The organism is Haematospirillum sp. H4485, from assembly GCF_012102745.1.
Lineage (GTDB): Bacteria > Pseudomonadota > Alphaproteobacteria > Rhodospirillales > Rhodospirillaceae > Haematospirillum.
Window position 1 is genome coordinate 56,256 of the sequence record NZ_JAAVSY010000004.1, and the last position, 25,028, is coordinate 81,283.

General features: G+C 55.6%; 23 protein-coding genes. 10 read left to right on the forward strand and 13 right to left on the reverse strand.

Annotated features, from left to right (window positions below):
• Positions 1–11 precede the first annotated feature (11 nt).
• Together HEQ61_RS04680 and HEQ61_RS04685 are read left to right on the forward strand one after the other, a co-directional pair.
• Positions 12–1,061 (forward strand): MBL fold metallo-hydrolase, encoded by a 1,050-nt coding sequence (locus HEQ61_RS04680; protein WP_168019907.1) that lies wholly within the window; start codon positions 12–14, stop codon positions 1,059–1,061.
• A 157-nt stretch (positions 1,062–1,218) separates the two neighbouring features.
• Positions 1,219–2,148, forward strand: a complete 930-nt coding sequence (locus tag HEQ61_RS04685; RefSeq protein ID WP_168019908.1) for a histone deacetylase family protein — start codon at positions 1,219–1,221, stop codon at positions 2,146–2,148.
• Positions 2,149–2,180: 32 nt separating this feature from the next.
• Here HEQ61_RS04685 and grxC read toward each other — a convergent pair whose 3' ends face one another.
• The gene (grxC, locus tag HEQ61_RS04690) at positions 2,181–2,444 is read right to left on the reverse strand and encodes a glutaredoxin 3 (protein ID WP_168019909.1); all 264 of its coding nucleotides are present in this window, start codon (positions 2,442–2,444) and stop codon (positions 2,181–2,183) included.
• Positions 2,445–2,550: 106 nt separating this feature from the next.
• On the reverse strand, positions 2,551–3,303 hold the full coding sequence (locus tag HEQ61_RS04695) for a ComF family protein (protein WP_168019910.1): 753 nt from the start codon (positions 3,301–3,303) through the stop codon (positions 2,551–2,553).
• A gap of 166 nt (positions 3,304–3,469) precedes the next feature.
• Between HEQ61_RS04695 and HEQ61_RS04700 the strand changes: the two genes are divergently transcribed.
• The 5 genes from HEQ61_RS04700 to HEQ61_RS04720 all read left to right on the forward strand — a co-directional run bounded on the left by HEQ61_RS04700 (position 3,470) and on the right by HEQ61_RS04720 (position 7,807).
• Complete coding sequence (locus tag HEQ61_RS04700) at positions 3,470–4,390, forward strand: methyltransferase domain-containing protein (RefSeq protein ID WP_168019911.1); 921 nt, start codon at positions 3,470–3,472, stop codon at positions 4,388–4,390.
• Positions 4,391–4,399: 9 nt separating this feature from the next.
• Positions 4,400–5,119 carry a DNA/RNA nuclease SfsA gene (gene sfsA, locus HEQ61_RS04705; protein ID WP_168019912.1) on the forward strand — a complete coding sequence of 240 codons (720 nt, stop codon included), beginning with the start codon at positions 4,400–4,402 and terminating at the stop codon, positions 5,117–5,119.
• A 24-nt stretch (positions 5,120–5,143) separates the two neighbouring features.
• Positions 5,144–5,950 (forward strand): type I methionyl aminopeptidase, encoded by an 807-nt coding sequence (map, locus tag HEQ61_RS04710; RefSeq protein WP_168019913.1) that lies wholly within the window; start codon positions 5,144–5,146, stop codon positions 5,948–5,950.
• 4 nt (positions 5,951–5,954) lie between these two features.
• Positions 5,955–6,656, forward strand: coding sequence for a RadC family protein (radC, locus tag HEQ61_RS04715; protein ID WP_168019914.1), 702 nt, complete (start codon positions 5,955–5,957; stop codon positions 6,654–6,656).
• Between the two features lie 257 nt (positions 6,657–6,913).
• The gene (locus tag HEQ61_RS04720; protein WP_245183132.1) at positions 6,914–7,807 is read left to right on the forward strand and encodes a porin; all 894 of its coding nucleotides are present in this window, start codon (positions 6,914–6,916) and stop codon (positions 7,805–7,807) included.
• Between the two features lie 332 nt (positions 7,808–8,139).
• Here the strand turns inward: HEQ61_RS04720 and clpA are convergent, their stop codons facing one another.
• From clpA to HEQ61_RS11400, 3 genes are all read right to left on the reverse strand, one after another.
• Positions 8,140–10,446 (reverse strand): ATP-dependent Clp protease ATP-binding subunit ClpA, encoded by a 2,307-nt coding sequence (gene clpA / locus HEQ61_RS04725; protein WP_168019915.1) that lies wholly within the window; start codon positions 10,444–10,446, stop codon positions 8,140–8,142.
• A 79-nt stretch (positions 10,447–10,525) separates the two neighbouring features.
• Positions 10,526–10,852 carry an ATP-dependent Clp protease adapter ClpS gene (gene clpS, locus HEQ61_RS04730; RefSeq protein ID WP_168019916.1) on the reverse strand — a complete coding sequence of 109 codons (327 nt, stop codon included), beginning with the start codon at positions 10,850–10,852 and terminating at the stop codon, positions 10,526–10,528.
• Between the two features lie 444 nt (positions 10,853–11,296).
• On the reverse strand, positions 11,297–12,994 hold the full coding sequence (locus HEQ61_RS11400; RefSeq protein WP_168019917.1) for a phasin family protein: 1,698 nt from the start codon (positions 12,992–12,994) through the stop codon (positions 11,297–11,299).
• A gap of 388 nt (positions 12,995–13,382) precedes the next feature.
• Between HEQ61_RS11400 and HEQ61_RS04740 the strand changes: the two genes are divergently transcribed.
• The gene (locus HEQ61_RS04740) at positions 13,383–14,660 is read left to right on the forward strand and encodes a D-alanyl-D-alanine carboxypeptidase (RefSeq protein WP_322099194.1); all 1,278 of its coding nucleotides are present in this window, start codon (positions 13,383–13,385) and stop codon (positions 14,658–14,660) included.
• A gap of 15 nt (positions 14,661–14,675) precedes the next feature.
• Here HEQ61_RS04740 and HEQ61_RS04745 read toward each other — a convergent pair whose 3' ends face one another.
• The 5 genes from HEQ61_RS04745 to HEQ61_RS04765 all read right to left on the reverse strand — a co-directional run bounded on the left by HEQ61_RS04745 (position 14,676) and on the right by HEQ61_RS04765 (position 20,111).
• Positions 14,676–16,343, reverse strand: a complete 1,668-nt coding sequence (locus HEQ61_RS04745; RefSeq protein WP_322099195.1) for an alpha-D-glucose phosphate-specific phosphoglucomutase — start codon at positions 16,341–16,343, stop codon at positions 14,676–14,678.
• A complete protein-coding gene (locus HEQ61_RS04750; protein ID WP_168019918.1) occupies positions 16,343–17,662 on the reverse strand; it encodes a UDP-glucose dehydrogenase family protein in 1,320 nt (439 codons plus the stop codon). Before HEQ61_RS04750 ends, HEQ61_RS04745 begins: the two co-directional genes overlap by 1 nt.
• 100 nt (positions 17,663–17,762) lie before the next feature.
• A complete protein-coding gene (locus tag HEQ61_RS04755; protein ID WP_168019919.1) occupies positions 17,763–18,644 on the reverse strand; it encodes a UTP--glucose-1-phosphate uridylyltransferase in 882 nt (293 codons plus the stop codon).
• Positions 18,645–19,040: 396 nt separating this feature from the next.
• Positions 19,041–19,301 (reverse strand): hypothetical protein, encoded by a 261-nt coding sequence (locus HEQ61_RS04760; protein WP_168019921.1) that lies wholly within the window; start codon positions 19,299–19,301, stop codon positions 19,041–19,043.
• Positions 19,302–19,304: 3 nt separating this feature from the next.
• A complete protein-coding gene (locus HEQ61_RS04765; protein ID WP_066132100.1) occupies positions 19,305–20,111 on the reverse strand; it encodes a division plane positioning ATPase MipZ in 807 nt (268 codons plus the stop codon).
• Between the two features lie 250 nt (positions 20,112–20,361).
• On the opposite strand from HEQ61_RS04765, the gene HEQ61_RS04770 reads away from it, so the two are divergent.
• Both HEQ61_RS04770 and HEQ61_RS04775 read left to right on the forward strand, forming a co-directional pair.
• Positions 20,362–20,910 (forward strand): hypothetical protein, encoded by a 549-nt coding sequence (locus HEQ61_RS04770; RefSeq protein WP_168019923.1) that lies wholly within the window; start codon positions 20,362–20,364, stop codon positions 20,908–20,910.
• Between the two features lie 152 nt (positions 20,911–21,062).
• Complete coding sequence (locus HEQ61_RS04775) at positions 21,063–22,172, forward strand: hypothetical protein (protein ID WP_168019924.1); 1,110 nt, start codon at positions 21,063–21,065, stop codon at positions 22,170–22,172.
• Between the two features lie 18 nt (positions 22,173–22,190).
• Here HEQ61_RS04775 and HEQ61_RS04780 read toward each other — a convergent pair whose 3' ends face one another.
• The 3 genes from HEQ61_RS04780 to HEQ61_RS04790 all read right to left on the reverse strand — a co-directional run bounded on the left by HEQ61_RS04780 (position 22,191) and on the right by HEQ61_RS04790 (position 24,976).
• Positions 22,191–23,153: an NAD(P)H-dependent flavin oxidoreductase gene (locus tag HEQ61_RS04780; protein WP_168019925.1), complete on the reverse strand. Its 963-nt coding sequence runs from the start codon at positions 23,151–23,153 to the stop codon at positions 22,191–22,193.
• A 225-nt stretch (positions 23,154–23,378) separates the two neighbouring features.
• Positions 23,379–24,194 (reverse strand): APH(3')-I family aminoglycoside O-phosphotransferase, encoded by an 816-nt coding sequence (locus tag HEQ61_RS04785; protein WP_168019926.1) that lies wholly within the window; start codon positions 24,192–24,194, stop codon positions 23,379–23,381.
• Positions 24,195–24,352: 158 nt separating this feature from the next.
• A complete protein-coding gene (locus tag HEQ61_RS04790) occupies positions 24,353–24,976 on the reverse strand; it encodes a phosphorelay protein (RefSeq protein WP_322099196.1) in 624 nt (207 codons plus the stop codon).
• Positions 24,977–25,028 lie beyond the last annotated feature (52 nt).

Sequence of the window (25,028 nt, forward strand, 5' to 3'; positions counted from 1 at the left end):
GACAATTTGTCATGCATGCGTTATCCCCTCTGGAGTATCCTTGGGCAGAGCCACCAGCGCCGTCAAACGTACAAAAAGTAGGAGATGGTCTGCTCTGGGTCCGGATGCCCCTGCCCTTCGCCCTTGATCACATCAACCTGTGGATACTGGAAGATCTGGATGCAGGCCTGACCATCGTGGACACGGGCCTTGCTACAGACGAAACCCAAGCCATCTGGGACGAACTGCTGAACGGACCTCTGGCAGGTAAAGCCATATGGCAACTGCTGTGTACACATTTCCATCCCGACCATATGGGATTGGCCGGCTGGCTGTGCCAACGCTTCAATGCTCCTCTGACAACAACACTGTCCGAATGGGCAATGGGGGTTATCTTGTCCTGTGACAGGTCTGAGGCTTTTTCAGAGAACCAAGCCGATTTTTATTACCGGGCAGGATTGAACCCGGAAAAAATTCACCGTGTCGAAAAACGGGGTAATACCCTCTCCCGGCGGGTTTCACCTGTTCCCAAACGCTTTAACCGCATCAGGCATGGCGATACGATCATGATCGGATCGTACGCGTGGGATGTTATCATCGGACAGGGTCATTCTCCGGAGATGGCCTGCCTTTACTGCCCAACACAAAATATCCTGATTGCCGGAGACCAAGTCTTACCCCGCATCAGTCCAAATATCAGTGTCTGGCCCAATGAGCCAGACGCCAATCCCTTGGCTTTATATCGGCATAGCCTGGAAATCCTGAAGGATCTGGTTCCGGACACAGCCTTGGTTCTTCCCAGCCATGGACTCCCGTTCCGTGGTCTACATCGAAGAATCGACGCCATTCTGCAACACCACAAAAACCGTCTTGAAGACTGCCTTTCTGCCTGTCAGGACACACCACGCAGTGCTGCGGATCTTCTTAACGTTCTCTTCCGGTATCCCTTGGATGAACACGGCTTGCTCTTTGCTGTGGGAGAGGCCATTGCCCACATTCACCTCCTGGAACAAGAGAACGCCCTGGAGCGAGTACACGGGGCGGACCACATTGATCGCTTCATGGCGCGTCGCACAAAATGATACCCGAATCCAGCACTGCATTCGATAACCCGACACTGGTACAAAATCGGCATGGCAGGCTTCGCACCGCTCTCTTATACTGATAACAAGAAGCATAGCCTGCGATAGATAATCCGGTGGCTTGCTTGTCAAAACCTGCTACAGGATGGAGTGGTTGATGCCAACTCTCTTGGTATCGCATCATGATTGTCTCGAGCACGAAACCGGCGGTTACCACCCCGAAAACCCTGATCGCTTGCGCACTGTTCTCCAGATCCTCGAAAGTGAGGATTTTTTTATGCTGCACCGCGAAGAGGCCCCGCGCGCTACCTTGGAGCAGTTAACCCGCGTACACCCCCAGTCTTATATCGACGACATTATGAGCCATATCCCCAAGCAGGGATATTATGCCATCGACAGCGATACACCGCTGTCACCGAAAAGTGGTGAAGCTGCACTGCGTGCTGCAGGGGGTGTCTGTGCAGCCGTTGATGCCGTAGTTGCACGGCAGGCCCGCAATGCTTTTGTTGCCGTCCGTCCGCCCGGCCACCACGCAACCCGCACCCAGCCCATGGGATTTTGCATTTTCAACAATGTCGCCGTCGGGGCCATGCAAGCGCGGAGCATACACGGCCTTGGGAAAGTGGCTGTCATCGACTGGGATGTTCATCACGGGAACGGAACCCAGGACATTTTCTGGAATGATCCTGATGCGTTTTATGCATCCACACACCAGTTTCCCCTGTATCCCGGCACCGGAAGCACAGAGGAAACGGGGGCATACAACAATATCGTCAACTGTCCTCTGCCGTCTGGATCAGACGGAACCGTGTTTATGGAAGCACTGGATAACCGCATCATACCGGCCCTGAAAAACTTCAGACCGCATATCCTGTTCATTTCGGCAGGGTTTGATGCACACGGACGCGACCCGCTGGCCAATATGAAGCTGACCGTCAAGGACTATGCCGAAGCAACCCGCAAACTGATGGGTGTTGCAGACAGCCTGTGCGGCGGACGCATCGTTTCTGTTCTGGAGGGAGGGTACGACCTGATCGCAACGGCCTCGTCAGCAGCAGCACATATCAGGGTCCTGATGGAAAACTAGGGCGGTCGTCCCGGCTATACCGCCCCACACATCTAGCTGGCTTGGGCCAGCATCGGGTCAAGACCACCTTTTTCATCTAAAGCATGCAGGTCATCACACCCACCGACGTGCGTACCACCAATAAAAATTTGTGGAACGGTACGACGCCCCGAGCGCTGCTCCATCTCTGTGCGCTTGGCCGTGTTGTCCAGAACGTCAATCTCGGTATAGGCAACACCCTTCGCATCGAGAAGAGCCTTTGCCCTGTGACAATAGGGGCAGTGGGGCCACGTATAGATCTCGATATGCACGCTCATGAGCCGAAACTCCGCCTGAAACACCACCGGACACACACGCAGCCGGCTCTCTGATAGCAGTATGCATTCAAGCGGCCCGGCACGCAACAGCGCTCGCACTGCAACATTATAATCCCGGGCCCATAGCCCGGGCCAGAACAACGGCATCAACCTGACCAGCCCCGGCATCCCGCAAGGCACAGGCACAGGCACGCAATGTCGCACCCGTTGTCATGACATCATCGACCAGCAAAACCCTGCGGCCAGCAAGCCCAGCCCTATACTGCAAAGCAACATGAAACGCCCCTGCAACGTTGTCATGGCGCTGAATACGATCAAAATGCCCCTGCGTCTGCGTTGCCCGCACACGCTGCAACGAAACCGGACAATAGAGGGCACGAGTTTGAAAAGAGACAAGGGCATGGGCCAGAAGAGCCGACTGATTATACCGCCGCCAAAGAAGGCGCCAGCGATGTAATGGCACCGGCATGACCACATCAGCTTCATGCAGCATATCAGCAGATACACGTGCCAGCCACGCCGCCAATCCACGTGCCATATCCGTGCGGTCAGCATGCTTGAAAGCCAGAATCAAGGAGCGGGTTCCATCATCATAAAGTGTTGCTGCCCGCACCCTGTCCAGAATACGGTCATGGTCTGGTTCACAGGCATGCTCCCCACCTTGTCCGGGACTTTCGAGAGGCATGGCGCAGCGCGAACACTGGGTTGCAGCCTCAAGGAAACGGATTGTTCCGAAACAGGAGGCACACACTCCATGAGCCGTGCCTGTCACGACACCACAGCGCAAACAGCGTGGAGGAAGGACTGTATCCAAGGCAAGACGCACAGGATAAAAAAAACGATCGATCTTTATGGCCATTCTTCACAGAAACATAATCAATCCAAGGTGGACTATACGATCGTGCGATACGGTCCCTGTAGCACTTTTTCAGGTCACCCCGTTGACGGGAAAAAACAGGACCATTATCCCCGCTCGCAGAAAGAACCGTTACTCTCGTTCCGACACAAGGAAAGGTCTTGCCGGTATGCATACCTCCACCCCTGTCATTTTTGACCGGCAAGCCCTGCGCCAGCACCAAAATCGGGCAGCACGTTCCCTGAATGATTTTTCCTTCCTCTTCGAAGAGGTCGGGAACCGGCTGATCGAACGGCTGGATGACGTTAATCGCTCCTTCCCGACCGTCGTTGATCTGGGAAGCCATGGCGGCATGTTGTCACAACCATTGTCCCGGCGTGCAGGAACACAGCAGGTCTTCTCGACAGATGCAGCCAAAGGCATGCTGGAACGGGGACGCCATCAACAAGCCCATATTCTGGGATGCGACGAGGAAGCCCTGCCCTTTGCCGACAGCAGCCTGGACCTGGTCGTGTCATCCTTGTCCCTGCACTGGGTCAATGACCTGCCCGGTACCCTAGTTCAGATACGCCGGGCCCTGAAGCCCGACGGACTGTTTCTGGCGGCCCTGTTCGGGGGGCATACCTTGCATGAGCTACGTCAGTGCCTTCTGGAAGCCGAGAGCGAGGTGGAAGGCGGTGCCTCCCCACGCATCTCCCCGTTTGTGGATATCCGCGACATGGGCATGCTGATGCAACGTGCCGGCTTTGCCCTGCCCGTGATTGACTGCGACACAATCCCGGTTACGTATGATTCAGCGCTGAAGTTGATGAAAGACCTGCAGGGTATGGGAGAAAGCAACATCCTGACCGAACGCCGCCAAACCTTCTCCCGCCGGGAAACCTTGCTGCGTGCGGCGGAACGGTATGAAAGAATGTTTGCAAACGATACCGGGCGCCTGACCGCAACATTCCAGATTGTCTGGGTTTCCGGATGGGCACCGGCTGCCACCCAGCCCAAGGCGCTGCGCCCCGGCACAGCAACTCACAGCCTGGCCGAAGCCTTGGGGGCCACCGTCTGCGGACTCGACGACACCACGGGGAAAGGATAGTGTGCGCCGATGCATTTTGGACACACTCTCATTCGCGGCACATTGATCAAGCGTTACAAGCGGTTCATGGCCGATATCACACTGGCAGATGGCTCTGTTGTCACGGCGCATACAGCCAATTCAGGATCCATGTCAGGATGCTGCACCCCGGGGTCTGAGGTATGGCTGTCCCCTGCCGACAATCCGGCACGCAAGCTCAAATACACATGGGAAATGATCCGGGTGGATGGCTCCCTAGTCGGTGTCAACACCAGTCATCCCAACGCCTTGGCCGCAGAAGCCATACAGGCCGGACAGATCCCTCAGCTGGCCGGGTACGAAACCCTGCGCCGCGAAGTAAAGTACGGGCGCAGCAGCCGTATTGATATTTTGCTTGAAAGTACGGCCAAGCCACCATGCTACGTTGAAGTCAAGAACGTCACCCTGTTCCGCGACACAGGGACAGGCGGGAAAACAGCCCTGTTCCCCGATGCCGTCACGGCACGCGGGGCCAAGCATCTGGATGAACTGAGCGCGATGGTCGCGGCCGGAAATCGTGCGGTTATGCTCTATGTGGTACAAAGGGAACACGATGGCCTGGTCCGCTTTTCCATTGCCGATGACATCGACCCGCACTACGCTGCCGCCCTGCAACAGGCCACGGCAGCCGGCGTTGAGGTCTTGTGCCACACCTGCACCATGACGCCGTCGGCCATCCATCTGGCGACCCCCTTGCCCGTTGCGCTGTAACCTATCACTGCCAGGAACACCTGCATGTCACCGTCCCGCCGCTCTGAAAACACCGTTATCCTGCATGATGCCAATGGCTTTGCCGCCATGCGCAAGGCCGGCCAAACAGCGGCCGCTCTTCTGGATTACCTGACCCCCTTCATACAGCCCGGCATTTCAACAGCTGACATTGATGACCTGGTGGTTGCCTGGACACAGGAACGGGGACTGAAAAACGGGCCTTTTGGATACCGGGGATTTCCACGCTCGGTCTGCACATCGGTCAATCATGTTGTCTGCCACGGTATCCCGGACGAAAAGAAGAAACTGGCCAACGGCGACATCATCAATATTGATGTCACGCCGATTGTGGACGGCTGGTACGGTGACAGCAGCCGCATGTATTACGTGGGCAAACCATCGGTCAAAGCAAGGAAACTGGTCGAGACGACCTATGAATGCCTGATGCGTGGCATCGATGTTGTCCGTCCCGGTGCCACACTGGGTGATATCGGGCACGCAATTGAAACATGGGCGCACGAGAATGGATTCTCGGTCGTCACCGATTTCTGTGGGCACGGTGTCGGCACACAGTTCCACACAGCCCCCAGCGTGTTGCATTACGGCCAACCCGGAACCGGTATGGTGCTGGAAGCCGGCATGATCTTCACCATAGAACCCATGATCAACGCGGGCAAAGCCCCAACCAAAGTCTTGCCCGACGGATGGACGGCGGTAACCCGGGATCGTTCGCTGTCCGCGCAGTTTGAGCACACCATCGGCATTACGGTCGATGGTTGCGAAATTTTCACCGTGTCCCCACAGGGATGGCATTGTCCGCCCTATTCCTGAGATCATGTCCGACACACTCCCTCCCCTGACCAACGAGTACAGTGGCCACCGGCAGCGGCTGAAAGAACGCTTTCTGGCCAGCGCACGTGCTGAAAGCCCGGACTCATTAAAGGACTACGAGTATCTGGAACTGCTTCTGTTTCTGGGAATTCCGCGCCGGGATGTCAAACCTCTGGCCAAGGGGCTTCTGGCGCGCTTTGGCAGTGTTGGCGGCGTTCTGTCCGCAGAGCCGGACCAACTGGTTGCCTTGGTCGGTGAGTCCGGTGCAGTGGCCTTGAAAACAGCAGCAGCAGCAGCAACCTGGATGCTGAGAGAAGAAGTTCTCGACAAGCCGGTTCTGGCATCATGGGACCGTGTACTGGACTATTGCCACGCGACCATGGCCCATCGTGAAACGGAGTGCTTCCGCGTTTTGTTCCTGGACCGCAAGAATCGCCTGATCGTGGAAGAGGTCATGCAAAAGGGAACCATTGACCATACCCCCGTTTATCCAAGAGAGGTCATACGCCGCGCCTTGGAACTGGGCGCCAGCGCCTTGATCATGGTGCACAACCACCCCAGCGGTGATCCCCAGCCATCAAAGGCTGATATCGACATCACCCGCCAAATCAGGGACGCTGCACGTCCACTGGGTGTTATTCTACACGATCACGTCATCATCGCCCGAACCGGATACAGCTCTTTTAAATCCGACGGTCTTATTTAAATCTACACTGCGTGGAAATAGCATCGAGATATTGATGTTTCCCGTTTAAGGCTAACAACGTCGTGTCTTTTTTATCACATGCATGCATAAAAAAGACACATTGCCCTTGATTTGCCTTTTGGGCTGCGTATCAGCAGTTGACCTTCTAGATCCTCATATTCCTTAATATTGTCGCGTTGCATGCTCGCAAAGAAACAGGGCATCCGCAACAAAGCAGGTTTGAGTCACACTTTTGCAAATAGGGACATCAGAAGAGCATGAAAAAGCTCCTTATCGGAACCAGCGCCCTTGTTGCCGCCATGACCTTGACTGGCGCTGCATCAGCTGCTGAACCCCTGAAGCTGTCTGTCGGCGGTTTCGGGTCTGTTTTTGCCGGGTACGCATCCCAGCAAAGTGAATACAAAAAGGCCCTGCGTGATGCCGGAAAAGGCGGGGAAGTATCTGCGGTTGACGTCAAGGGCGACAACGAACTCCACTTCAAGGCTGCAACCACACTGGATAATGGCCTGACTGTATCGGTGAAGTACGAGCTGGAAGCCGGTGGTACCGATGAAGGCCAGAAGTCGGTTGACAACTACAGCATCTCGCTCGGCGGTTCGTTCGGTACCGTTGTAGCTGGAACCGGCGACTTGGCCTTGGCCATGATTGCCAATCGTTCTCCGCACATGGGAGGCCGCCTGTTTGGTGCAGGCTTGGCCGATGGTGACTTGGCTACCGGCGTATGGGTTCTGAAGCCCGAATCCGTAAGCGGGGGCAAGGCTACCCTTGTCAACAGCCATAGCGACAACGAATCTATCAGCTACGTCTCTCCCTCTGTTGTCGGCTTTACATTCGGTGCATCATACGTTCCGGATGGAACAGAAAAGGATGCCGCAGGGAAGAAGCTGAAGCACAACCCGACCCAGCCGAACGGCACCAACACCATGGAAATGTATGGCGCCGGCATTGGGTATGAAGACAACTTCGGCGGGCTTGATGTAAAAGCTGATATTGGCTGGGCTACCGCTGATAACGATGCCGTTGACAGCCATAACGAATACCAGGCCGGTCTGCAGATGTCATATTCCGGCGTTATCGTCGGTGGTGGATACCGTCTGATTGAAGGCAAAAAAGCCGACAAGACAAAAGACAACGTGCACGCAACATCCTAGGAAGCCGGCGTTGGCTATAACAACGGCCCGTACGGCGTCGCTGTTGCATATGCCGATACACGGAACGATAGCGGTGAGGGTTCCAATGATGTCAGCAACACACGCACTGTTCAACTGACCTCGGAATACAAGATGGGCCCGGGCGTGATGCTGGTTGGCGGTGTCGGCCACGTCAAGTTTGAGAAAAAAGGCTCTACCGCCGCGATCGACAAGAACAGCGGCTGGGTCGCCGCAACCGGGCTCTCCCTGGCGTTCTGATCGGGCGTTTTACGTTTGGAACGGAAAGGGCGGCCTATGCCGCCCTTTTCTTGATCTATAGGAAATAAGTATTATCAGGCCAAGGCAGGTTCCCGCGTTGTATCCGAAGCCGGGCCCCCCTTGCGCGTAGACGAAGAGATATCGAAGGCCGGTATATCGTCACGTATGCTAACAACCACTGACCCACCATGGGCGAGACGACCAAACAGAAGCTCTTCGGCAAGAGGACGCTTGATGAATTCCTGGATCACCCGCCCCAGTGGACGTGCACCCATCCGGCGGTCATAACCTCGGCTGGCCAACCACTGCCTGGCTTCTGTGGTCAACTCAATCGTCACATCACGCTCGCCAAGCTGACTTTCCAGTTCCATGACAAACTTGTCGACCACTTTTTCCACTACCTCCATCGGCAGGGAACCAAACGAGATGGTTGCGTCCAGACGATTGCGGAACTCGGGCGTAAACAGACGCTCAATCGCTTCCTTGTCATCCCCTTCCCGACTGTCGCGCATAAAACCAATGGCGTTCTTTGCCAAGTCTTGGGCCCCGGCGTTGGTTGTCATGATCAGGATCACATTACGGAAATCCACTGTCTTCCCGTTATGATCTGTCAACTTTCCATGGTCCATAACCTGTAAAAGAATGTTGAACAGGTCCGGATGCGCTTTTTCAATTTCATCAAGCAGCAGTACACAGTGCGGATGCTGGTCGACACCATCCGTCAGCAGGCCACCCTGGTCAAAACCAACATACCCCGGAGGTGCACCGATAAGGCGGGACACAGAGTGACGCTCCATGTACTCCGACATATCGAACCGTAAAAGCTCGATCCCCAGAGAGCGGGACAGCTGCTTGGCAACCTCTGTTTTACCAACACCCGTTGGTCCGGCAAAAAGGTAGTTCCCAATCGGCTTTTCCGCATCGCGCAGGCCAGCCCGCGCCAGCTTGATGGCACTGGACAGGGCCTCGATGGCATTATCCTGACCAAACACCATGGTCTTCAGGTCACGTTCCAGATTGCGCAAGGCCTCACGGTCATCGGTGGAAACCGACTTGGGTGGGATCCGGGCAATCTTGGCGACAATCTCTTCGACATCACGCAGGGTCACGGTCTTGCGCCGCCGGCTTTCCGGAAGCAGCATCCGGGCCGCCCCAACCTCGTCGATCACATCGATGGCCTTGTCGGGCAACTTGCGATCACCAATAAACTTGGACGACAGCTCAACCGCCGCCCGAATGGCCTCGGCCGTATAGCGCACATTGTGATGCTTTTCGTAATACGGCTTCAAACCATGCAAAATCTTGATGGCATCTTCGACACTGGGCTCTGCCACATCGATCTTCTGGAACCGGCGCACCAAGGCACGGTCTTTCTCAAAGTGGCTGCGAAATTCCTTGTAGGTGGTCGACCCAATACAACGGATCGCGCCGGAGGCCAAAGCCGGCTTGAGCAGGTTGGAAGCATCCAGAGACCCGCCCGAAGTTGCGCCCGCTCCAATCACGGTATGGATCTCGTCAATAAACAAAACCGCATCCGGAAGGCTTTCCAGTTCCTTCATGACCTGCTTCAAGCGTTCCTCAAAGTCACCCCGGTAACGGGTTCCAGCCAGCAGCGCCCCCATGTCCAGGGCAAATATCACAGAAGGACGCAAAACTTCAGGCACATCACCGGTCACGATCCGCCGGGCCAACCCTTCGGCAATGGCGGTTTTCCCGACACCGGGATCCCCGACGTACAGGGGGTTGTTCTTGGAGCGTCGGCACAGGACCTGTATGGTTCTTTCCACTTCGGCCTCGCGACCGATCAGGGGATCGATTTTCCCCTCTGCAGCACGACGGTTGAGATTGACGCAGTATGCCTCGAGCGCTTCGTGACCCTTTTTCACCACGTCCTCCTCGGCCGCACTGTCGTCGGCGCCATGCACGGTACGGGTTTCAGACAGACCGGGCTGTTTGGCTATGCCATGCGAAATGTAATTCACAGCATCAAGCCGGGTCATATCATGCTGCCTAAGGAAATAGACCGCATGACTCTCCCGCTCGGAGAAAAGGGCCACCAGAATGTTGGCCCCTGTTACTTCCTCGCGACCGGATGACTGAACGTGGATGGCGGCGCGCTGCACAACGCGCTGGAACCCTGTGGTCGGTGTTGGCTCGCCGGGATGGGAGGCGACAAGCCCGCCCAGTTCCCCGTCGACAAAGGCACGCACGTCACCGGCCAGGCGATCCAGATCCACGCCACAGGCCCGCATAACGGCCATGGCATCGGTATCTTCGCACAGAGCCAGCAGCAGGTGCTCCAGCGTGACATACTCGTGGTGGCGCTCACCTGCGAAAGCAAGTGCCTTGTGAAGAGTCTTCTCAAGATTGCGGGACAGCATCGACCGTACCCCTTATCCTGTATGCCACACGCCCGGACAGCACATCTGTCTGGATAGGAAGAAAAAGACCCCGGACCACTCAGTCTTTCTCCAGAGTGCACTGCAACGGGTGCTGGTGCTGCCTGGCAAGATCCATGACCAAGGCAACCTTGGTCTCGGCAATCTCGTGGGTATACACGCCACAAACCCCTACACCCCGGTGATGCACACTCAACATGATCTCTGTCGCCTCATCCCGGCCCTTGTTGAAGAACCGTTCCAGAACGTGAATGACAAACTCCATCGGGGTATAGTCGTCATTCAGCATCAACACCCTGTACATCGGCGGCTTGCGAACCCGCGGCTTGACCTTGATAGCCAGCCCCGTGCCGCTGTCGCGATCTTCATCGTGACCATACTCACTCATGGCAGTCCCATTGACCTATTTCCGTTACGACCCTCAAAGCTCGTGCCACGATTCTAGGCCAGACGGCACCAATCGCAAACGCCCCGCGTACTGTGGACGCCTTTGACACCTCCACTATAGGCCCCTGGGCAAGCGTTGGGGAGGGGGAGGGCCATCAGCACCAGGAGGAAGCGAAACAGCGCGTATTCCTTGATCCTGGTCGCTTTTCCAACCGCTTTCATAGAGGGATACCCCATGTCACAACCCCGTGAGGATAAAACAACGATCCTGTTGATGGCAAACGAAATTGCTTGCAAATGACAAGGAGCCCCGGCGATTCCGCCGGGGCTCCCTGAAATGGAACGACACTACAGATACAACCACCATACAACCGGGAAATGGCAACCAGATCTTGTACCGATAGACCAAATCCCGCTTACAGGGAACCAAGATGCATCAGAAGAACTATGACCGCCCCGGAATGACCGCACGCCCCACCAGCGGACGCACAGCCTCTCCCAGAAGTTTCACAGACATACTGGACACCCGCCCCCCTTCAGACAAGGCATGATCAAGACCATGACGGAGCCAGCTGCTCTGGATTGTCATAGCCTCCTGAAGGCTTTTCGCACCAACCATGCGACGGGAGTGACTAAGGCCCCTTTCAAAGGATGTCCTGGTCGCTCCCAACACATTGTTGGTCATCTCGCGCCACCCACTCACCAAGGCTGTGCCAGCCTCAAGAACAGCATCCAGATGCCCTGCTCCATCCTTGGACAGTCCGGCAAGACGCTGCCGGACTCCCCCCCTGCCATCCTTGGTGGCGGCAGGGGAGAAAGAACGTAACAGGGCCGAGGACACCGCACGCAGCGGAGCCGATGCCGACTGAGCTGTCAGCCCCGGGAAGAAAGACGCTGCAAGTGCTCCGGACGCCCCCGGGCCTTTCGCAGACGCTTTCTTCCCGGACTTGGCTGAAGAGCCAGCCCGCTTGGCCGAGGTACGTCCCGAACGGGCAGCCCTCTTCGCCGGGGTTTTCGCCTTAGCGGCCATTGACGGACGCTTCTTGGCTGATGTCTTGCGCACCGAGCGAGCCGACAGCAGCGAACGCTTCGCCGTCGCCTTCTTCGCCGTGGCCTTCTTGGCTACAGCCTTGCGGGCTGTCGTCGCCTTCTTCGCCGTGGCCTTCTTGGCTACAGCCTTGCGGGCCGTCGTCGCCTTCTTCGCCGTGGCCTTCTTGGCTACAGCCTTGCGGGCCGTCGTCGCCTTCTTCGCCGTGGCCTTCTTGGCTACAGCCTTGCGGGCTGTCGTCGCCTTCTTCGCCGTGGCCTTCTTGGCTACAGTCTTGCGGGCTGTCGTCGCCTTCTTCGCCGTGGCCTTCTTGGCTACAGCCTTGCGGGCCGTCGTCGCCTTCTTCGCCGTGGCCTTCTTGGCTACAGCCTTGCGGGCCGTCGTTGCCTTCTTCGCCGTGGCCTTCTTGGCTACAGCCTTGCGGGCCGTCGTTGCCTTCTTCGCCGTGGCCTTCTTGGCTACAGCCTTGCGGGCTGTCGTCGCCTTCTTCGCCGTGGCCTTCTTGGCTACAGCCTTGCGGGCTGTCGTCGCCTTCTTCGCCGTGGCCTTCTTGGCTACAGCCTTGCGGGCTGTCGTCGCCTTCTTCGCCGTGGCCTTCTTGGCAGCGGTTTTCTTGGTTGCAGCTTTTTTAGCCGTTGTTGAAGCGGCTGCTTTCTTGGCCGTAGTCGCCTTCTTGGTCGCAGACTTCGTCACAGACTTGGCAGAGGACGTCGCCTTCTTGGCTGCGGCCTTCTTGGCTGTCGTCTTTTTCTTGGGAGCGGCCTTTTTCTTCACAGGCTTGGCCGCAGTCGACGTAGAAGAAGACGAAGCGCTACCTGAAGCCGAAGACTTGGCCGGCGTCCCGACAGGACGGGACAGCGGCGTGGTCGGGCGTGTCAAAGATGAAGACAAGGAGCCCACAGGACGCACCAAAGGCGAAAACGGCCGACCAAGGGGCGGCGTTGGCTTCAGGCCGGAGGCTGCTCCAACGGAAGGAGCAAAAGCAAGGGGAGCCTTGGGAATGGGCATAGAGGACGGGCGAGGAGAAGCCTTGCGCGCCCCCTTGCGCGATGACGCCTTTCGAGAGGCGGGGGAAGACGGTTTGCTGGTGGTCATGATACTTTTGCTCCTCACGGGAATAGCCGATGACAAAAACTGAGAACGGCCATGTCACTTGTCCCAAGCAGGGCTGACATGGAACACCCCCGGAACGTCATCTGCTTTTCCGACTGCACGCCCCTGGCAGACCTTCCACCAGAGATCAGCAACACAGACAAAGACTCCCGGGCCACTACGGTGCCAAAACGCAGCAGGCGCCCTCGTTATCAGGTTATTTTCACAACCGGGTCAACAACCCCTCCCCCATGCTTGTCCACACAGAATATCGGCAGCAGACAAATCTTCCCCCCACCTGTGTGGACACTGCCTCTGCTTTTTCTTATTGTACGGGTGGAACTGTCTTGTCATTCCGGCCCGAACATCCTGAACAACATGGGGATATCCAGTGTACGCAGCCCGCACCTTCCTGGACATGAAACGGCTTGTACGGGTAATGGCGCCTGCCTTGGTCCTTTTGGTCATGGTATCGGGGCATTCCGGAAATGCGTCTGCACGGACGTATGCATCAATCGTTGTTGATGCCGATACGGGCAGAGTCATCCATGAAACCAACGCGGATGCCCGTATTTACCCCGCATCTCTCACCAAGATGATGTCCTTGTATCTTCTTTTTGAATCCATTGAGAAAAAGAAGATCAGACTCAGCGACAGCATGAAAGCATCCCAGCGGGCAGTGCGCCAACCTCCCAGCAAGCTGGGCCTGAGAGTCGGGCAAAGCATTGCCGTGGAATCCGCCATAAAAGCGCTTGTGGTCAAGTCAGCCAACGATGTTGCTGTTGTGGTCGCGGAACACCTGGGCCGCACAGAAAGCGGATTCGCCGCCATGATGACCAAAAAAGCAAAAGCACTGGGCATGACCGGAACTGTGTTCCGCAATGCTTCTGGCCTGCCTCATAGAGGACAGTTTTCTACGGCACGGGATCTGATGAAGCTCTCTGTCGCGCTAAAGCGTGACTTTCCGTCCTACTATAAATATTTCTCGGTGCAGAGCTTTGACTATGCTGGAGCCACGCTGGAAACCCACAACCGGGTCCTGAAGAATTATGATGGCGCCGATGGTCTGAAAACAGGCTATATCAATGCATCGGGTTTTAATGTTGCAACCTCTGCACGTCGTGGGCACATATCTTTGGTCGGCGTTGTAATTGGCGGCCGAACCGCTATGGCGCGGGATCGCCATATGATGGACCTGCTGGACAAAAGCTTTCTTTCAGCCGGAGTCATGGCGCCGCACGCGTACCAAAGAGCTCAGGCTGATGGCAAGCATGCCGACGAATACAGGGTATCTGCACAGAGCCAAACTGTCCCGGCATCCTATAAAAAAGGGCAAGCTGGCGAGAATCGCCAGAACAAGCGGAAAGACATAGCAAGCCAACGTGCAGCGGGGGAAACTTGGGGCATACAGGTCGGTGCTTTCAAGGGTATGGAAAGCGCTGACAAGGAAGCCAAGAGAGCGGCCTCTGCCCTGAAAAGGGGGAGCGGTGGCATTCCCTTGGTTGTTCCAGCCTCGTCTGCAGGATCAAAGAATCCGCTATACCGAGCCAGGCTTATCGGCTTTGATACGGAACGCCACGCCCGCAATGCCTGCAATGCCCTGAAAAAGAAGGCGTTCAGCTGTGCTGTTGTCAGCCCGGGGCCTGTTGAAGTCGCCATGACCCCCTGAATCCGACTCCAAAACTCAGGTCACGAGGGACGGTTTGCCACGCCCTGTACGCGCGTGGATCCCAGTCAAAATCTCCACGGCATGCATCAGAGGCATCAACGTGATGCCCGTTTCTTGACTGTGATATACAGGGTCAGGTTCAAAACGCTCCAGATAAACACGCAGCGTGGAGCCTCCAGTCCCGGTCCCGGATAAACGAAGGGCAGCGCGAGCCCCCCCGGAAAAAATGATTCGAATCCCCTGTCTGGAAAAAACCGTTCCATCCACAGGGTCTGTATAGGAAAAATCATCGGCCGCCTGCACCGTCATATCTCCCACGGTACGACCGGGTAAATCGGGCAGAGTCGTGCGCACATCATGCAAAAGAGAATCGGCGCATGCAGAATCGATGTCCTCGTAATCATGGCGTGCATAGAATGTGCGCCCGAATCGTTTCCAGTGCTCCTGCACCAAGGATCTAACCCCCTGACCATGACGAGCCAAGATATTCAGCCACATCAGGACAGCCCATAAACCATCCTTTTCCCGCACATGCCAAGACCCCGTACCAAAGCTTTCCTCCCCGCACAGGCTGACCTTTCCGGCATCAAGAAGAGAGCCAAAAAATTTCCAGCCCGTTGGAGTCTCGAAGCAGGGAATTCCCAACACCTGCGCTACCCGGTCAACTGCGGTTGACGTTGGCATAGAGCGTGCCACCCCGACGATTCCACCCGCATATCCCGGACACACGGTCGCATGCTCAAGCAACACAGCCAGACTGTCGGAAGGAGTGACGAAGAACCTAGGCCCCATAATCATGTTGCGGTCGCCATCGCCATCAGACGCTGCCCCGAAATCAGGTGCATCTGGCGCAGACATGCGCTCTACAAGGTCACGGGCATATACAAGATTGGGATCAGGATGCCCCCCGCCAAAATCTTCACGGGGGATTCCATTCATTACACTACCCTTTGCCGCCCCCAGACGATTCTCGAATATTTCAACGGCATAAGGACCTGTCACGGCGTGCATGGCATCAAAACACATACGAAACCCGGCTGCGAACAGAGAGCGAATCGCATCAAAGTCAAACAGGGTTTCCATCAAGCGGGCATAATCCGATACGGGATCAATAACCCGGATTGTCGTACCACCGATTCGAACCGTATTACATTTTTCAAGATCAAGGTCCGGTATATCAGCAATACGATACTGACGAATCGTTTTTGTTGCCTGAAAAACAGCATCGGTCAAAATCTCCGGCGCCGGGGCACCCGAGGCGATGTTGTACTTGATCCCAAAATCACCATCGGGCCCGCCGGGGTTATGGCTGGCCGAAAGAATTAGCCCACCCAAGGCACCGGAAGAACGGATGACACAGGACACGGCCGGAGTCGACAGCAACCCACCCTGACCAACCAGGACACAGCCAAACCCGGCTGCAACTGCCATCTTCAGAATCGTCTGAACGGCATGGCGGTTGTGCCAACGACCATCACCCCCAACAACCAGCGTCCCTCCGGCCGGCCCCTCCAGACAGTCAAAAACGCACTGCACAAAGTTTTCCAGATAATGCAGCTGCCGGAAAACCCGCACAGGCTCCCGAAGCCCGGACGTACCAGGCTTCTGATCAGGGAAAGGCGTTGTACATACTGTCCGGATGACCGGAGCCATGATCCCCCCAACAGCCGCAACGGGTACCACTACGGCCTATCCACCTGTGGACGGCCAACACTCTGGTAACGGAAACCAGCCGCACGCATGTCATGCGGATTATAAACGTTACGCAGATCAATCATGGCAGGTTCCTTCAGCAACTCACGCATTTTCGGGATACTGAGATTCCTGAACTGGTTCCATTCCGTCAGAATAACGACGGCATCCGCCCCCTGCATAGCAGCGTAGGCATCGTCACAACACACCATACCAGGAATAAGCTGGCCGGCCTCGCGCATGCCTTCCGGGTCATAAGCACGAATTGCAGCACCAGCTTCCATCAGGGCCGGAACAATATCAAGGGCAGGAGCATCGCGCATGTCATCGGTATTGGGCTTGAAGGTCAAACCAAGAACGGCAAGCGTCTTGCCCTGAACAGACCCACCAACAAACGCAATGATGCGGTCGGCCATCTGCCTTTTGCGCCGGGCATTCACATCAACGACGGTCTCGATAATACGCAGTGGCGCACCAGTGTCCCGGGCTGTCTGAACCAAGGCCATGGTATCCTTGGGGAAGCACGATCCCCCATACCCGGGACCAGGATGCAGGAACTTCTTGCCAATACGCCCATCAAGCCCGATGCCGCGGGCCACATCATGGACATTGGCACCAACCTTTTCACAGAGATCCGCGATTTCGTTGATAAAGGTAATCTTCATCGCCAGAAACGTATTGGCTGCATACTTGGTCAGCTCACTGGATTCAAGCCCCGTAAACAGGATGGGTGTCTCGATCAGATGCAAGGGGCGATATAACTGACGCATGACATCACGGGCGCGGTCACTTTCAACACCAATGACTACCCGGTCAGGACGCATGAAGTCCTCAATCGCCGATCCTTCACGCAGGAATTCGGGATTGGAAACAACATCAAAGTCTGCATCAGGGCATGCTTCGCGAATGATACGCGCCACTTCCCGCCCGGTACCCACCGGAACCGTCGACTTCGTCACAACCACGGTATAGCCGCTGATAGCCACCGCAATTTCACGCGCAGCGGCATATACATAAGACAGGTCCGCATGGCCACCGCCACGACGGGTCGGCGTTCCAACCGCAATAAAGACCGCATCCACACCCTTGACCGACTCAGCCAGATCCGTGGAGAAAGACAGACGACCGGCGCGGACATTGCGCCCCACCATCTCGTCCAACCCGGGCTCGTAGATAGGAATTTCCCCACGACGAAGACGCTCTATCTTGGACTGGTCCTTGTCAACACAGATAACCTCTGTTCCAAACTCGGAAAAACAGGCGCCCGATACCAACCCCACATAACCGGTGCCAATCATGGCAATACGCATGGCAAACGTCCTTGGCAACATATGTGATGGTAAAACAAAAGAAACGTTCCAGAACCGGCACCATCACCCAACCGGACAGAAAACACTGCATAAACATTGGTCAAAGGACGTGGGCATAAGCCTTGATCACATTCCCCAAACGCTCTTTCATCCCTTCGCGGGCCAAGCCAAAGGCAATATTGGCTTCTATAAACCCAACCTTGTCACCGCAATCAAACCGGGTTCCCTCGAACCGGTAGCCGTGCAAGGGAACCTGACCCACCGTAGCCGCAATGGCATCTGTCAACTGGATCTCCCCCCCGCTGCCCCGGGGTGTTTGCTCCAGAGTCCGCATGACGACGGGATCGAGGATATACCGGCCAATAACAGCCAGCGTCGACGGTGCCTGCTCCGGCACAGGCTTCTCCACCATGCCACGCGCACGGGCCAACCGGCCGCTCTCGCTTTCAATATCCAGAATACCGTACCGGTCTGTCCGATCGCGCGGAACATCTTCCACAGCCAGAACATTACCCCCACCCACACTGTTCCAAGCTTCGATCAACTGGCCGATACAGGGGCGATCGCTCATGACCAGATCATCGGGCAAAATAACGGCAAAGGGCTCATCACCGACAAACGAACGGGCACACCATACGGCATGGCCCAGTCCCTGTGGCTCCTGCTGCCGTGTGGAAACAATGGTACCCGGCTGGGGCATACCCCCCATCAGCTCATCCAGATGCTCATTCTTGCCTCTCTCGCGCAGCAGAGCTTCCAGCTCGGGAGCGTGATCGAAGTGATCAACCAGAACAGCCTTTCCACGACCTGTCACGAACAGGCAGTACTCAATACCGGCTTTCCAAGCCTCTTCTACAGCATACTGTATCAGGGGCTTGTCAACGACGGGCAGCATTTCCTTGGCCACCAGCTTGGTCGCAGGCAGGAAGCGGGTCCCCAAGCCAGCAACGGGAAAAACAGCTTTACGTACACGACGGGTCATCAGAACCTCATCTGGACTATTATACTCCCATGCCCTGCGCAGGAAATCCGGGGTACAACACACAAATACGCCAATGGCTCACAGAAAGCCCCGACACGGGACCATCTTCTGCCATGACGGCAGAAACATGGCAACTGATCTTGGGGTATAATTCATCCCCGGCATCTGGAATACCTGCCATTTTCCCCCTTCAGCAGAACCTGACGGGCCTCATTCAGGCGTGCGGCCAAATAGGTACTCCCGCCCTGATCTGGATGGAGCTTTCGAATCAACCTTAGATAAGAAGACTGAACAGATTCCCTACTAGGATTGGCAGGTAAATCCAGAACCCGCAAAGCCTCTGCACGGTCCATGGGGCTTGAGCCTGACGAAGAGCTTTCCTGCTTTGGAACGCAATCAGGATCCAGCTCCACCAACAAAGATCGCAAAAACGAGAAAATCCAAGGGGCCACAAGCAGCAAACCAGCCAGAGCTACTACAAGCCGTCCACTGGCTGCCAGCAAAACACATATCAAGAGAGAGGATACGAGACATGCAATCCTGACGGATCTGGAACCACAGGGCCGAGCCGGACTCCTGATCATCCACCCACACGCTATCAGCAGAAACAGGCACGACAGGATCACTGGAACAAAAAGCACCATGAACTGCCCCCATCCATCACCCGGCAACAGCCATATGAGCCCTGCCAATCGCATCAAGAAGCGCTCGCAGTTCCTGCTTTGCCGCAACATGCGACATACTCATTTCCAGCGCAACGCCATCCTTGTTCAGATCCAGCAGCGTCAAACCGGACAGGAACAGCTCGCGGTATATCACCCGCTCCCCCAAGCCACGAATACTGACAAAGCGCAAACGCTGCGACAATTCTTCGACCAAGCGCTCCATCTCGACCTTGTTACGTGCAGCAAGATGGGACAAGCGGTTACGCAGGACCACCCAGGCAATCTGCCCGCCATCACGGGCAGCGCGGCGCTTCTTGATCTCGAACACCATGGAAGAATAGTGGCTGAAGCCCTTGATAGTCAGTGTCTCGGGATCAACCCGGGCCAAAACATCAAGATCGATGAAACTGTCATTGAGCGGGGTAATCAATGTATCGGCATAGGAATGGCCAGCCCGGGACAAATAGGTATCAGCGCCGGGCGTATCAATGATCACTGTGTCACAACGCGTCCGCAGATCATCAACAATCGCCTTCAGCTTAGCCTCATCCAAAGCCTGGTTTCCGCTCAACAGCAAAGGGTAATGCTCCGGCATCGGCAGAGAAACGGCGTGGCGGCATGCATAGGCACGACGATTTTCTATGTAGCGAGTTAGCGTCGCCTGGCGGGCATCAAGATCAATGGTCCCGACCCTTAGCCCACCGCGGAGCAAACTGACGATCAGGTGCATGGAGACTGTTGATTTACCCGACCCCCCCTTCTCGTTACCAACGACGATAATATGAGCCGAGGACTGGACCATGCGCTATCCCGATTGATTTCAGGACCACCCATCACTGTGGTACCCGATACGATTTTCCCGACGGCACACGACTTGCTTCCTGAATTCAATCAAGGGACAAACCAGAAGGCCGCACTGTGGCAGGACTTTACAGCCGTCTTCCGGATGGCGCAATGCTCCTGCCAAGCTTGCCCAAATGAACATCGTCTTGATATAACGCGCACACATAATAAACCTTTTGTAAGAAAAACGCGCTGGAGATGCAGATTTCATGGCCATTACCCTGGAGGCACGCCACTCCTCGGTCACCCGCGAACCATTGGAAATAGGCCGTTTTCTCGACCAGCTTGAAAGGCGCATCCATTTTCTGTCTGACATAGCCGAGAATGTTTGCCGACGCGCCCAGTCTCCGGGAACCGAGGTCCTGCGCTTTACAGAGTACACGCGCTGCCGGGATCGGGCGTCGGAATGCTGGGCTTTTGCCATCATCATCGATCGCAGGCTGCAGGATTATGACGGCCTGGACAGAGGCAAACTTCTTGAGCGATTCAACCGCTTGTCTGTTGATATATGGGCTATTCTTCTTCGGGCATCCCTGACCTTTCTGACCGCTCTTTCCAATGAGCCTCATCTTCCCCTGGGATCACGGGACATTTTCCTGCGGGAAATTCGCACCCTTCACGACACCCACCGCCTGCTCTCAAAACCCCGTTATGCCAAACTACTTGACGAGGCAGCTCACAAGAGCCGCAGAAAAGCCTCACAAATCCTGAACGAAATCATCGCACGCGCCCCTTCCCTGCTCGACTTTGGGGTCTGAAGTCCGGCGCAAAAGACAAGAGACGAACAGACAAACATTCCTTCAGGACAATATGCAACGTAGACGGACTCTTCATGCGGTGTAACATAGCACCAGAGAAGAAAACCGTGGCTCTGACCCGGGCATACAGCATCCCCGTAAAGGAAAGCCTTATGCATAATAGCCTGTACCGGTCTCTGGCAATTCTGGCAGCCCTTCTGGCAGGAACTGGCATCAACACGCCGGCATCCCTTGCCCAGACAACACCCGTTCCCCCGGGCAGTATACGGGTTGATGGCCGTATCTTGGGCGAAAGCGCCCCCCCCGCACCCAACGAACCACCCCTGGTCATTCCTGATTTTCGGAATGCCATGCGTGACATGATCGTTTCACTGGGGGAATATGCCCATACACGCGACAGCCACTTTATCGTCTTGGTCCGCCAAGGCTTGGGCTTGTTGATGAAGAGCGAACGCGAAGCCAAGATCGAGCGCATGACCCTGGAACAGGATACCGGCCCGGTTCCACCGACGCCCGAGCCGGCCGGAACTTTCAACCGTCGCCTTGTCCAAAGTCTTGATGGCGTGGTTGTTGATGGTCAGTTCTGTACTGAAGAGCCAACAGCATCCCCGGGATTTATTGCAGCCCTGCATGATATTGGTCTGAACATCCTGACCATTGACCATTGCGGAACATCCGACGCAGCCGAGAAGGCCCTGCGGACCGCACAAACACAGCGTATTGTGGCCCATACAGATTCGGGAACAGGCCCCTTGGCCGGACCAGGGCCGATGGTGCTTGCCGGTAACAATCCACAGGGCGTCAACTCCTTGGCCCAAGCCACCAACGCACTGTTTGTTGAAGGCAATAGCAGTGAAGGCAGCAAAGAGCTGTGGCTGATTCGCCTACGGGACACAAACCATGATGTTCTGGTGATCGACCCGTTCTGGAGGGACCGCATCCCCCTGTCTGCAGCAGACGTTGCAAGCCTGCGACTGAAACAGACCGGGTTCAGGCGCCTTGTTCTGGCCCGCCTGCACCTCAGCCAGGCTGCCGATACCCGTTACTACTGGAACAATGACTGGAAGATCAACGATCCCAAATGGCTGACCGGACCCGTCCCGGGGAAACCCGGGACTTATGTAGTCGCCTATTGGGAAAAAGAATGGCGCGAGCTTGTCGGAAAAATGTTTAACGGGATGATGGACCTGGGGTTTGACGGCATTGTGCTGGAAGGTGCCGATGCCTATGCCCCCATGGAAAGTAAAATATTCATCAAGTGAACAGGAAGGTTTCTGGCCTCAGGAGTTGGGAAGACAGCACGCTTTCATACGCAGATCCCCTGCTTGGCCCAGCGCTTGGTCATACTCCTTGGACAAGCGCGCAACCAGCTCGGAAACAGTCGGAATATCCTGAATACAGGATACACCCTGCCCAGCAGACCACACAGTTTTCCATGCCTTTGCTTCACTGCCAATATCCTTGAGGCCCGCACCATGGTCTACTGGCAGACGATCCGGATCAAGACCGGCTGCGACCAAAGATGGACGCATAAAATTAGCAGGAATACCGGAAATGGCTGGCGTATAGACAATATCTTCCGCAGCAGAATCAACGACCATATCCTTGTAGGATGGTTCAACAGCACATTCGTGGGTGGCAATAAAGCGGGTTCCCATATAAGCAAGATCAGCCCCCAGAAGACGCGCTGCGGCAATCTGCTCGCCGGTCGAAAGTGCACCGGCAAGAAGAAGGGTCCCGGTAAAAAACTGGCGTACTTCCCACAGCAAGGCAAAAGGATTGATAGTTCCGGCATGCCCCCCCGCACCCGCTGCTACCAGAATCAATCCATCAACACCCGATTCAGCCGCCTTTCTGGCGTGGCGCACCGTTGTGACATCGTGAAAAACAACGCCACCATAAGCGTGCACTTTATCAATCACATCCCTTACAGCCCCCAAGGATGTAATCACAACCGGCACCCGATGGCGGATAACCATTTCAAGATCAGCCTGCAGACGGGGGTTGGTGCGGTGGACTATCAGGTTAACGCCAAAGGGAGCTTCTGCAGCCCCCAGCGAAGAGTTCAGCGTCTCGAGCCAGCTGGCAAAACCCTCTGTCGTACGCTGGTTCAGGGCTGGAAAAGTCCCCACAATACCGGCACGGCAACAGGCAAGAACCAGATCCGGGCCTGATGCCAGAAACATGGGAGCAGCCACAACAGGCAACTGCAAACGTCCTTGCAAAAGATCTGGCAGCGGCATGATCCCTTCCCCCTGATAGTCCTGCATCACCGGATAGCAAGGCTACACGTCTCCCCAAATACAAGCCAGCCCTGTTATGCAGGACAAGATCAATGTCAGTAAAAACAGAAGGTAAGACTTGCCTTTCCAGAACCCGGTCCACAGGGTGTTGAAATTCAGTTAGGGGCAAGGCTGTTGCACACCACTGCCTAGTTTTTCAATACCCTGTTCGTTACATCACTGCTTTCAGAAAAATTCGTCCAGCATCAGATGAAATTGCAGTTTCCGCCAGTCTGGGTTGGGAATGCCATACTGCTGAAAAAGTCTCTCCTGCAATGAAGGCGAAAACTTCCCAAGACCCCTCCAGAGTATAGAAAGGTCTTGGTAGCGATCAGCAATACCAACCTGCCCAACATCAATACAGCCGATCACTCTACCCTCACAAACAAGAAGATTATCAAGTGAAAAATCGCCATGTGTAACAACGAGTTCAGGTGAGAACGGCAAAAGGGTATGCATTTCTTCCCAGACCTGCTCGACTGCCCAGCCTTGTCGCTCCTCATCAAAGTCATCGGCATCGACCAAACCAGCGTTGATTCGTTGCTGTGCCAGAGCAAGCCGAAAGATGTGACCACTGTTAAAGGGGCAACTACTCACAGGAACAGCATGAAGCCTGCGCAGAAATTCTGCCAGTGCATCAACAAGATCGATACGTGCATCAGGATATGCCTCCAACATCTGGTAAACAGTTCTTCCGGGCATTGCTGTCGTCAGCAGCCACGCCTCATCAGCGGTACGGGTAAAATGTGCAATCGCTGGAAGAGGCATGCAAGCAGCCAACCAGCTCAGTCTAACCATTTCGCTTGCAATATCGTCCGCAACCGTACTTTTACCATATTTCAGGTATAGTTCAGGGGCATGTGTTTTACCGTACAGGTGATAGATGGCCGCGCCAGACTGACCAACGTTATCCCGCGCCCAATTGTATCCTTCTAATTCCTCACGCAGGACTGAAGGCAACCGAGCAGCTGAACAAACCTCTTCCCGTTGAGTATACCCCACAAAATGCTCCTGAAAGATCTCGCACAGTTAATGTGCAATTAAATATAAAATGATAATGTCATGTCAGGCTAAATAACAAAAAAACCTCGATCTGCCGCATAATAAGAGCCCCGACACAAGGCCGGGGCTGGATTACAACAACAGTGAGGAATGACCGGTTACCCACCCTTCAGGGTTTTGGTCAAGGTTGCTTCCAGACCGCTGATCATATTCTCACCTGCACGACCGCCATCACCTTGCATGCGCCCTGAAATCACCAGACGCAAGGCATCGACGTGAACCTTGATCACAGCGAGATAACTGGAACGCCAGTCATTCTCCAGCTTCTCTATCAAACGACACAGCATGTTTCCAATGACGGTTACCAAACCATACCCGAAACTTCCCCCCTGCCCTTTCATGTCATGAGCCAGCGAGAAAAGCTCGCGCAGGACGGGCTTGGCTTCGGCCGGTGGCGTTTTTTCCAGACGCTCATAGAGATCCTGCAAACGCTGCAGATCTTCCCCCGCCCAAGTAAGATAATCACCGGCCATAGACGTCATGACCTTCTCCGCACGATCCAGCATTTCCGGACTGACGCCCGAAGCAGAAACAGAAACCTTGTCCTTGATTTTGTGAGGTGGCTGAACAACCTCAACGCCCGTACGGGATAAAGCTGCGGCTTTGGCATCTGCCAGCTGGCGAAGCATCTCCTCCAGCTCTTCCGGGCTGACGGGAGGACGTTCCACCTCCTCCTCGCCAACGGATGATGCCTGGTTATTCTGCTTCTTTTCAGTCGTCACGCTCGGGCCTCCTGTTCCGAAAATTCGGTTACATGGGGCGATAATGGCAGAA

What these genes read in the sequence shown, in the direction of transcription:
- HEQ61_RS04750 (WP_168019918.1), bottom strand. Translation starts at nt 17,662, where the DNA reads ATGCGTATTGCCATGATTGGCACCGGTTATGTGGGGTTGGTATCGGGC.
- HEQ61_RS04700 (WP_168019911.1), top strand. Translation starts at nt 3,470, where the DNA reads ATGCATACCTCCACCCCTGTCATTTTTGACCGGCAAGCCCTGCGCCAG.
- HEQ61_RS04780 (WP_168019925.1), bottom strand. Translation starts at nt 23,153, where the DNA reads ATGCCGCTGCCAGATCTTTTGCAAGGACGTTTGCAGTTGCCTGTTGTG.
- HEQ61_RS04685 (WP_168019908.1), top strand. Translation starts at nt 1,219, where the DNA reads ATGCCAACTCTCTTGGTATCGCATCATGATTGTCTCGAGCACGAAACC.
- clpS (WP_168019916.1), bottom strand. Translation starts at nt 10,852, where the DNA reads ATGAGTGAGTATGGTCACGATGAAGATCGCGACAGCGGCACGGGGCTG.
- HEQ61_RS04765 (WP_066132100.1), bottom strand. Translation starts at nt 20,111, where the DNA reads ATGGTCCAGTCCTCGGCTCATATTATCGTCGTTGGTAACGAGAAGGGG.
- HEQ61_RS04680 (WP_168019907.1), top strand. Translation starts at nt 12, where the DNA reads ATGCATGCGTTATCCCCTCTGGAGTATCCTTGGGCAGAGCCACCAGCG.
- sfsA (WP_168019912.1), top strand. Translation starts at nt 4,400, where the DNA reads ATGCATTTTGGACACACTCTCATTCGCGGCACATTGATCAAGCGTTAC.
- HEQ61_RS11400 (WP_168019917.1), bottom strand. Translation starts at nt 12,994, where the DNA reads ATGACCACCAGCAAACCGTCTTCCCCCGCCTCTCGAAAGGCGTCATCG.
- HEQ61_RS04695 (WP_168019910.1), bottom strand. Translation starts at nt 3,303, where the DNA reads ATGGCCATAAAGATCGATCGTTTTTTTTATCCTGTGCGTCTTGCCTTG.
- radC (WP_168019914.1), top strand. Translation starts at nt 5,955, where the DNA reads ATGTCCGACACACTCCCTCCCCTGACCAACGAGTACAGTGGCCACCGG.
- HEQ61_RS04770 (WP_168019923.1), top strand. Translation starts at nt 20,362, where the DNA reads ATGGCCATTACCCTGGAGGCACGCCACTCCTCGGTCACCCGCGAACCA.
- HEQ61_RS04760 (WP_168019921.1), bottom strand. Translation starts at nt 19,301, where the DNA reads ATGGGGGCAGTTCATGGTGCTTTTTGTTCCAGTGATCCTGTCGTGCCT.
- HEQ61_RS04755 (WP_168019919.1), bottom strand. Translation starts at nt 18,644, where the DNA reads ATGACCCGTCGTGTACGTAAAGCTGTTTTTCCCGTTGCTGGCTTGGGG.
- clpA (WP_168019915.1), bottom strand. Translation starts at nt 10,446, where the DNA reads ATGCTGTCCCGCAATCTTGAGAAGACTCTTCACAAGGCACTTGCTTTC.
- map (WP_168019913.1), top strand. Translation starts at nt 5,144, where the DNA reads ATGTCACCGTCCCGCCGCTCTGAAAACACCGTTATCCTGCATGATGCC.
- HEQ61_RS04720 (WP_245183132.1), top strand. Translation starts at nt 6,914, where the DNA reads ATGAAAAAGCTCCTTATCGGAACCAGCGCCCTTGTTGCCGCCATGACC.
- HEQ61_RS04775 (WP_168019924.1), top strand. Translation starts at nt 21,063, where the DNA reads ATGCATAATAGCCTGTACCGGTCTCTGGCAATTCTGGCAGCCCTTCTG.
- grxC (WP_168019909.1), bottom strand. Translation starts at nt 2,444, where the DNA reads ATGAGCGTGCATATCGAGATCTATACGTGGCCCCACTGCCCCTATTGT.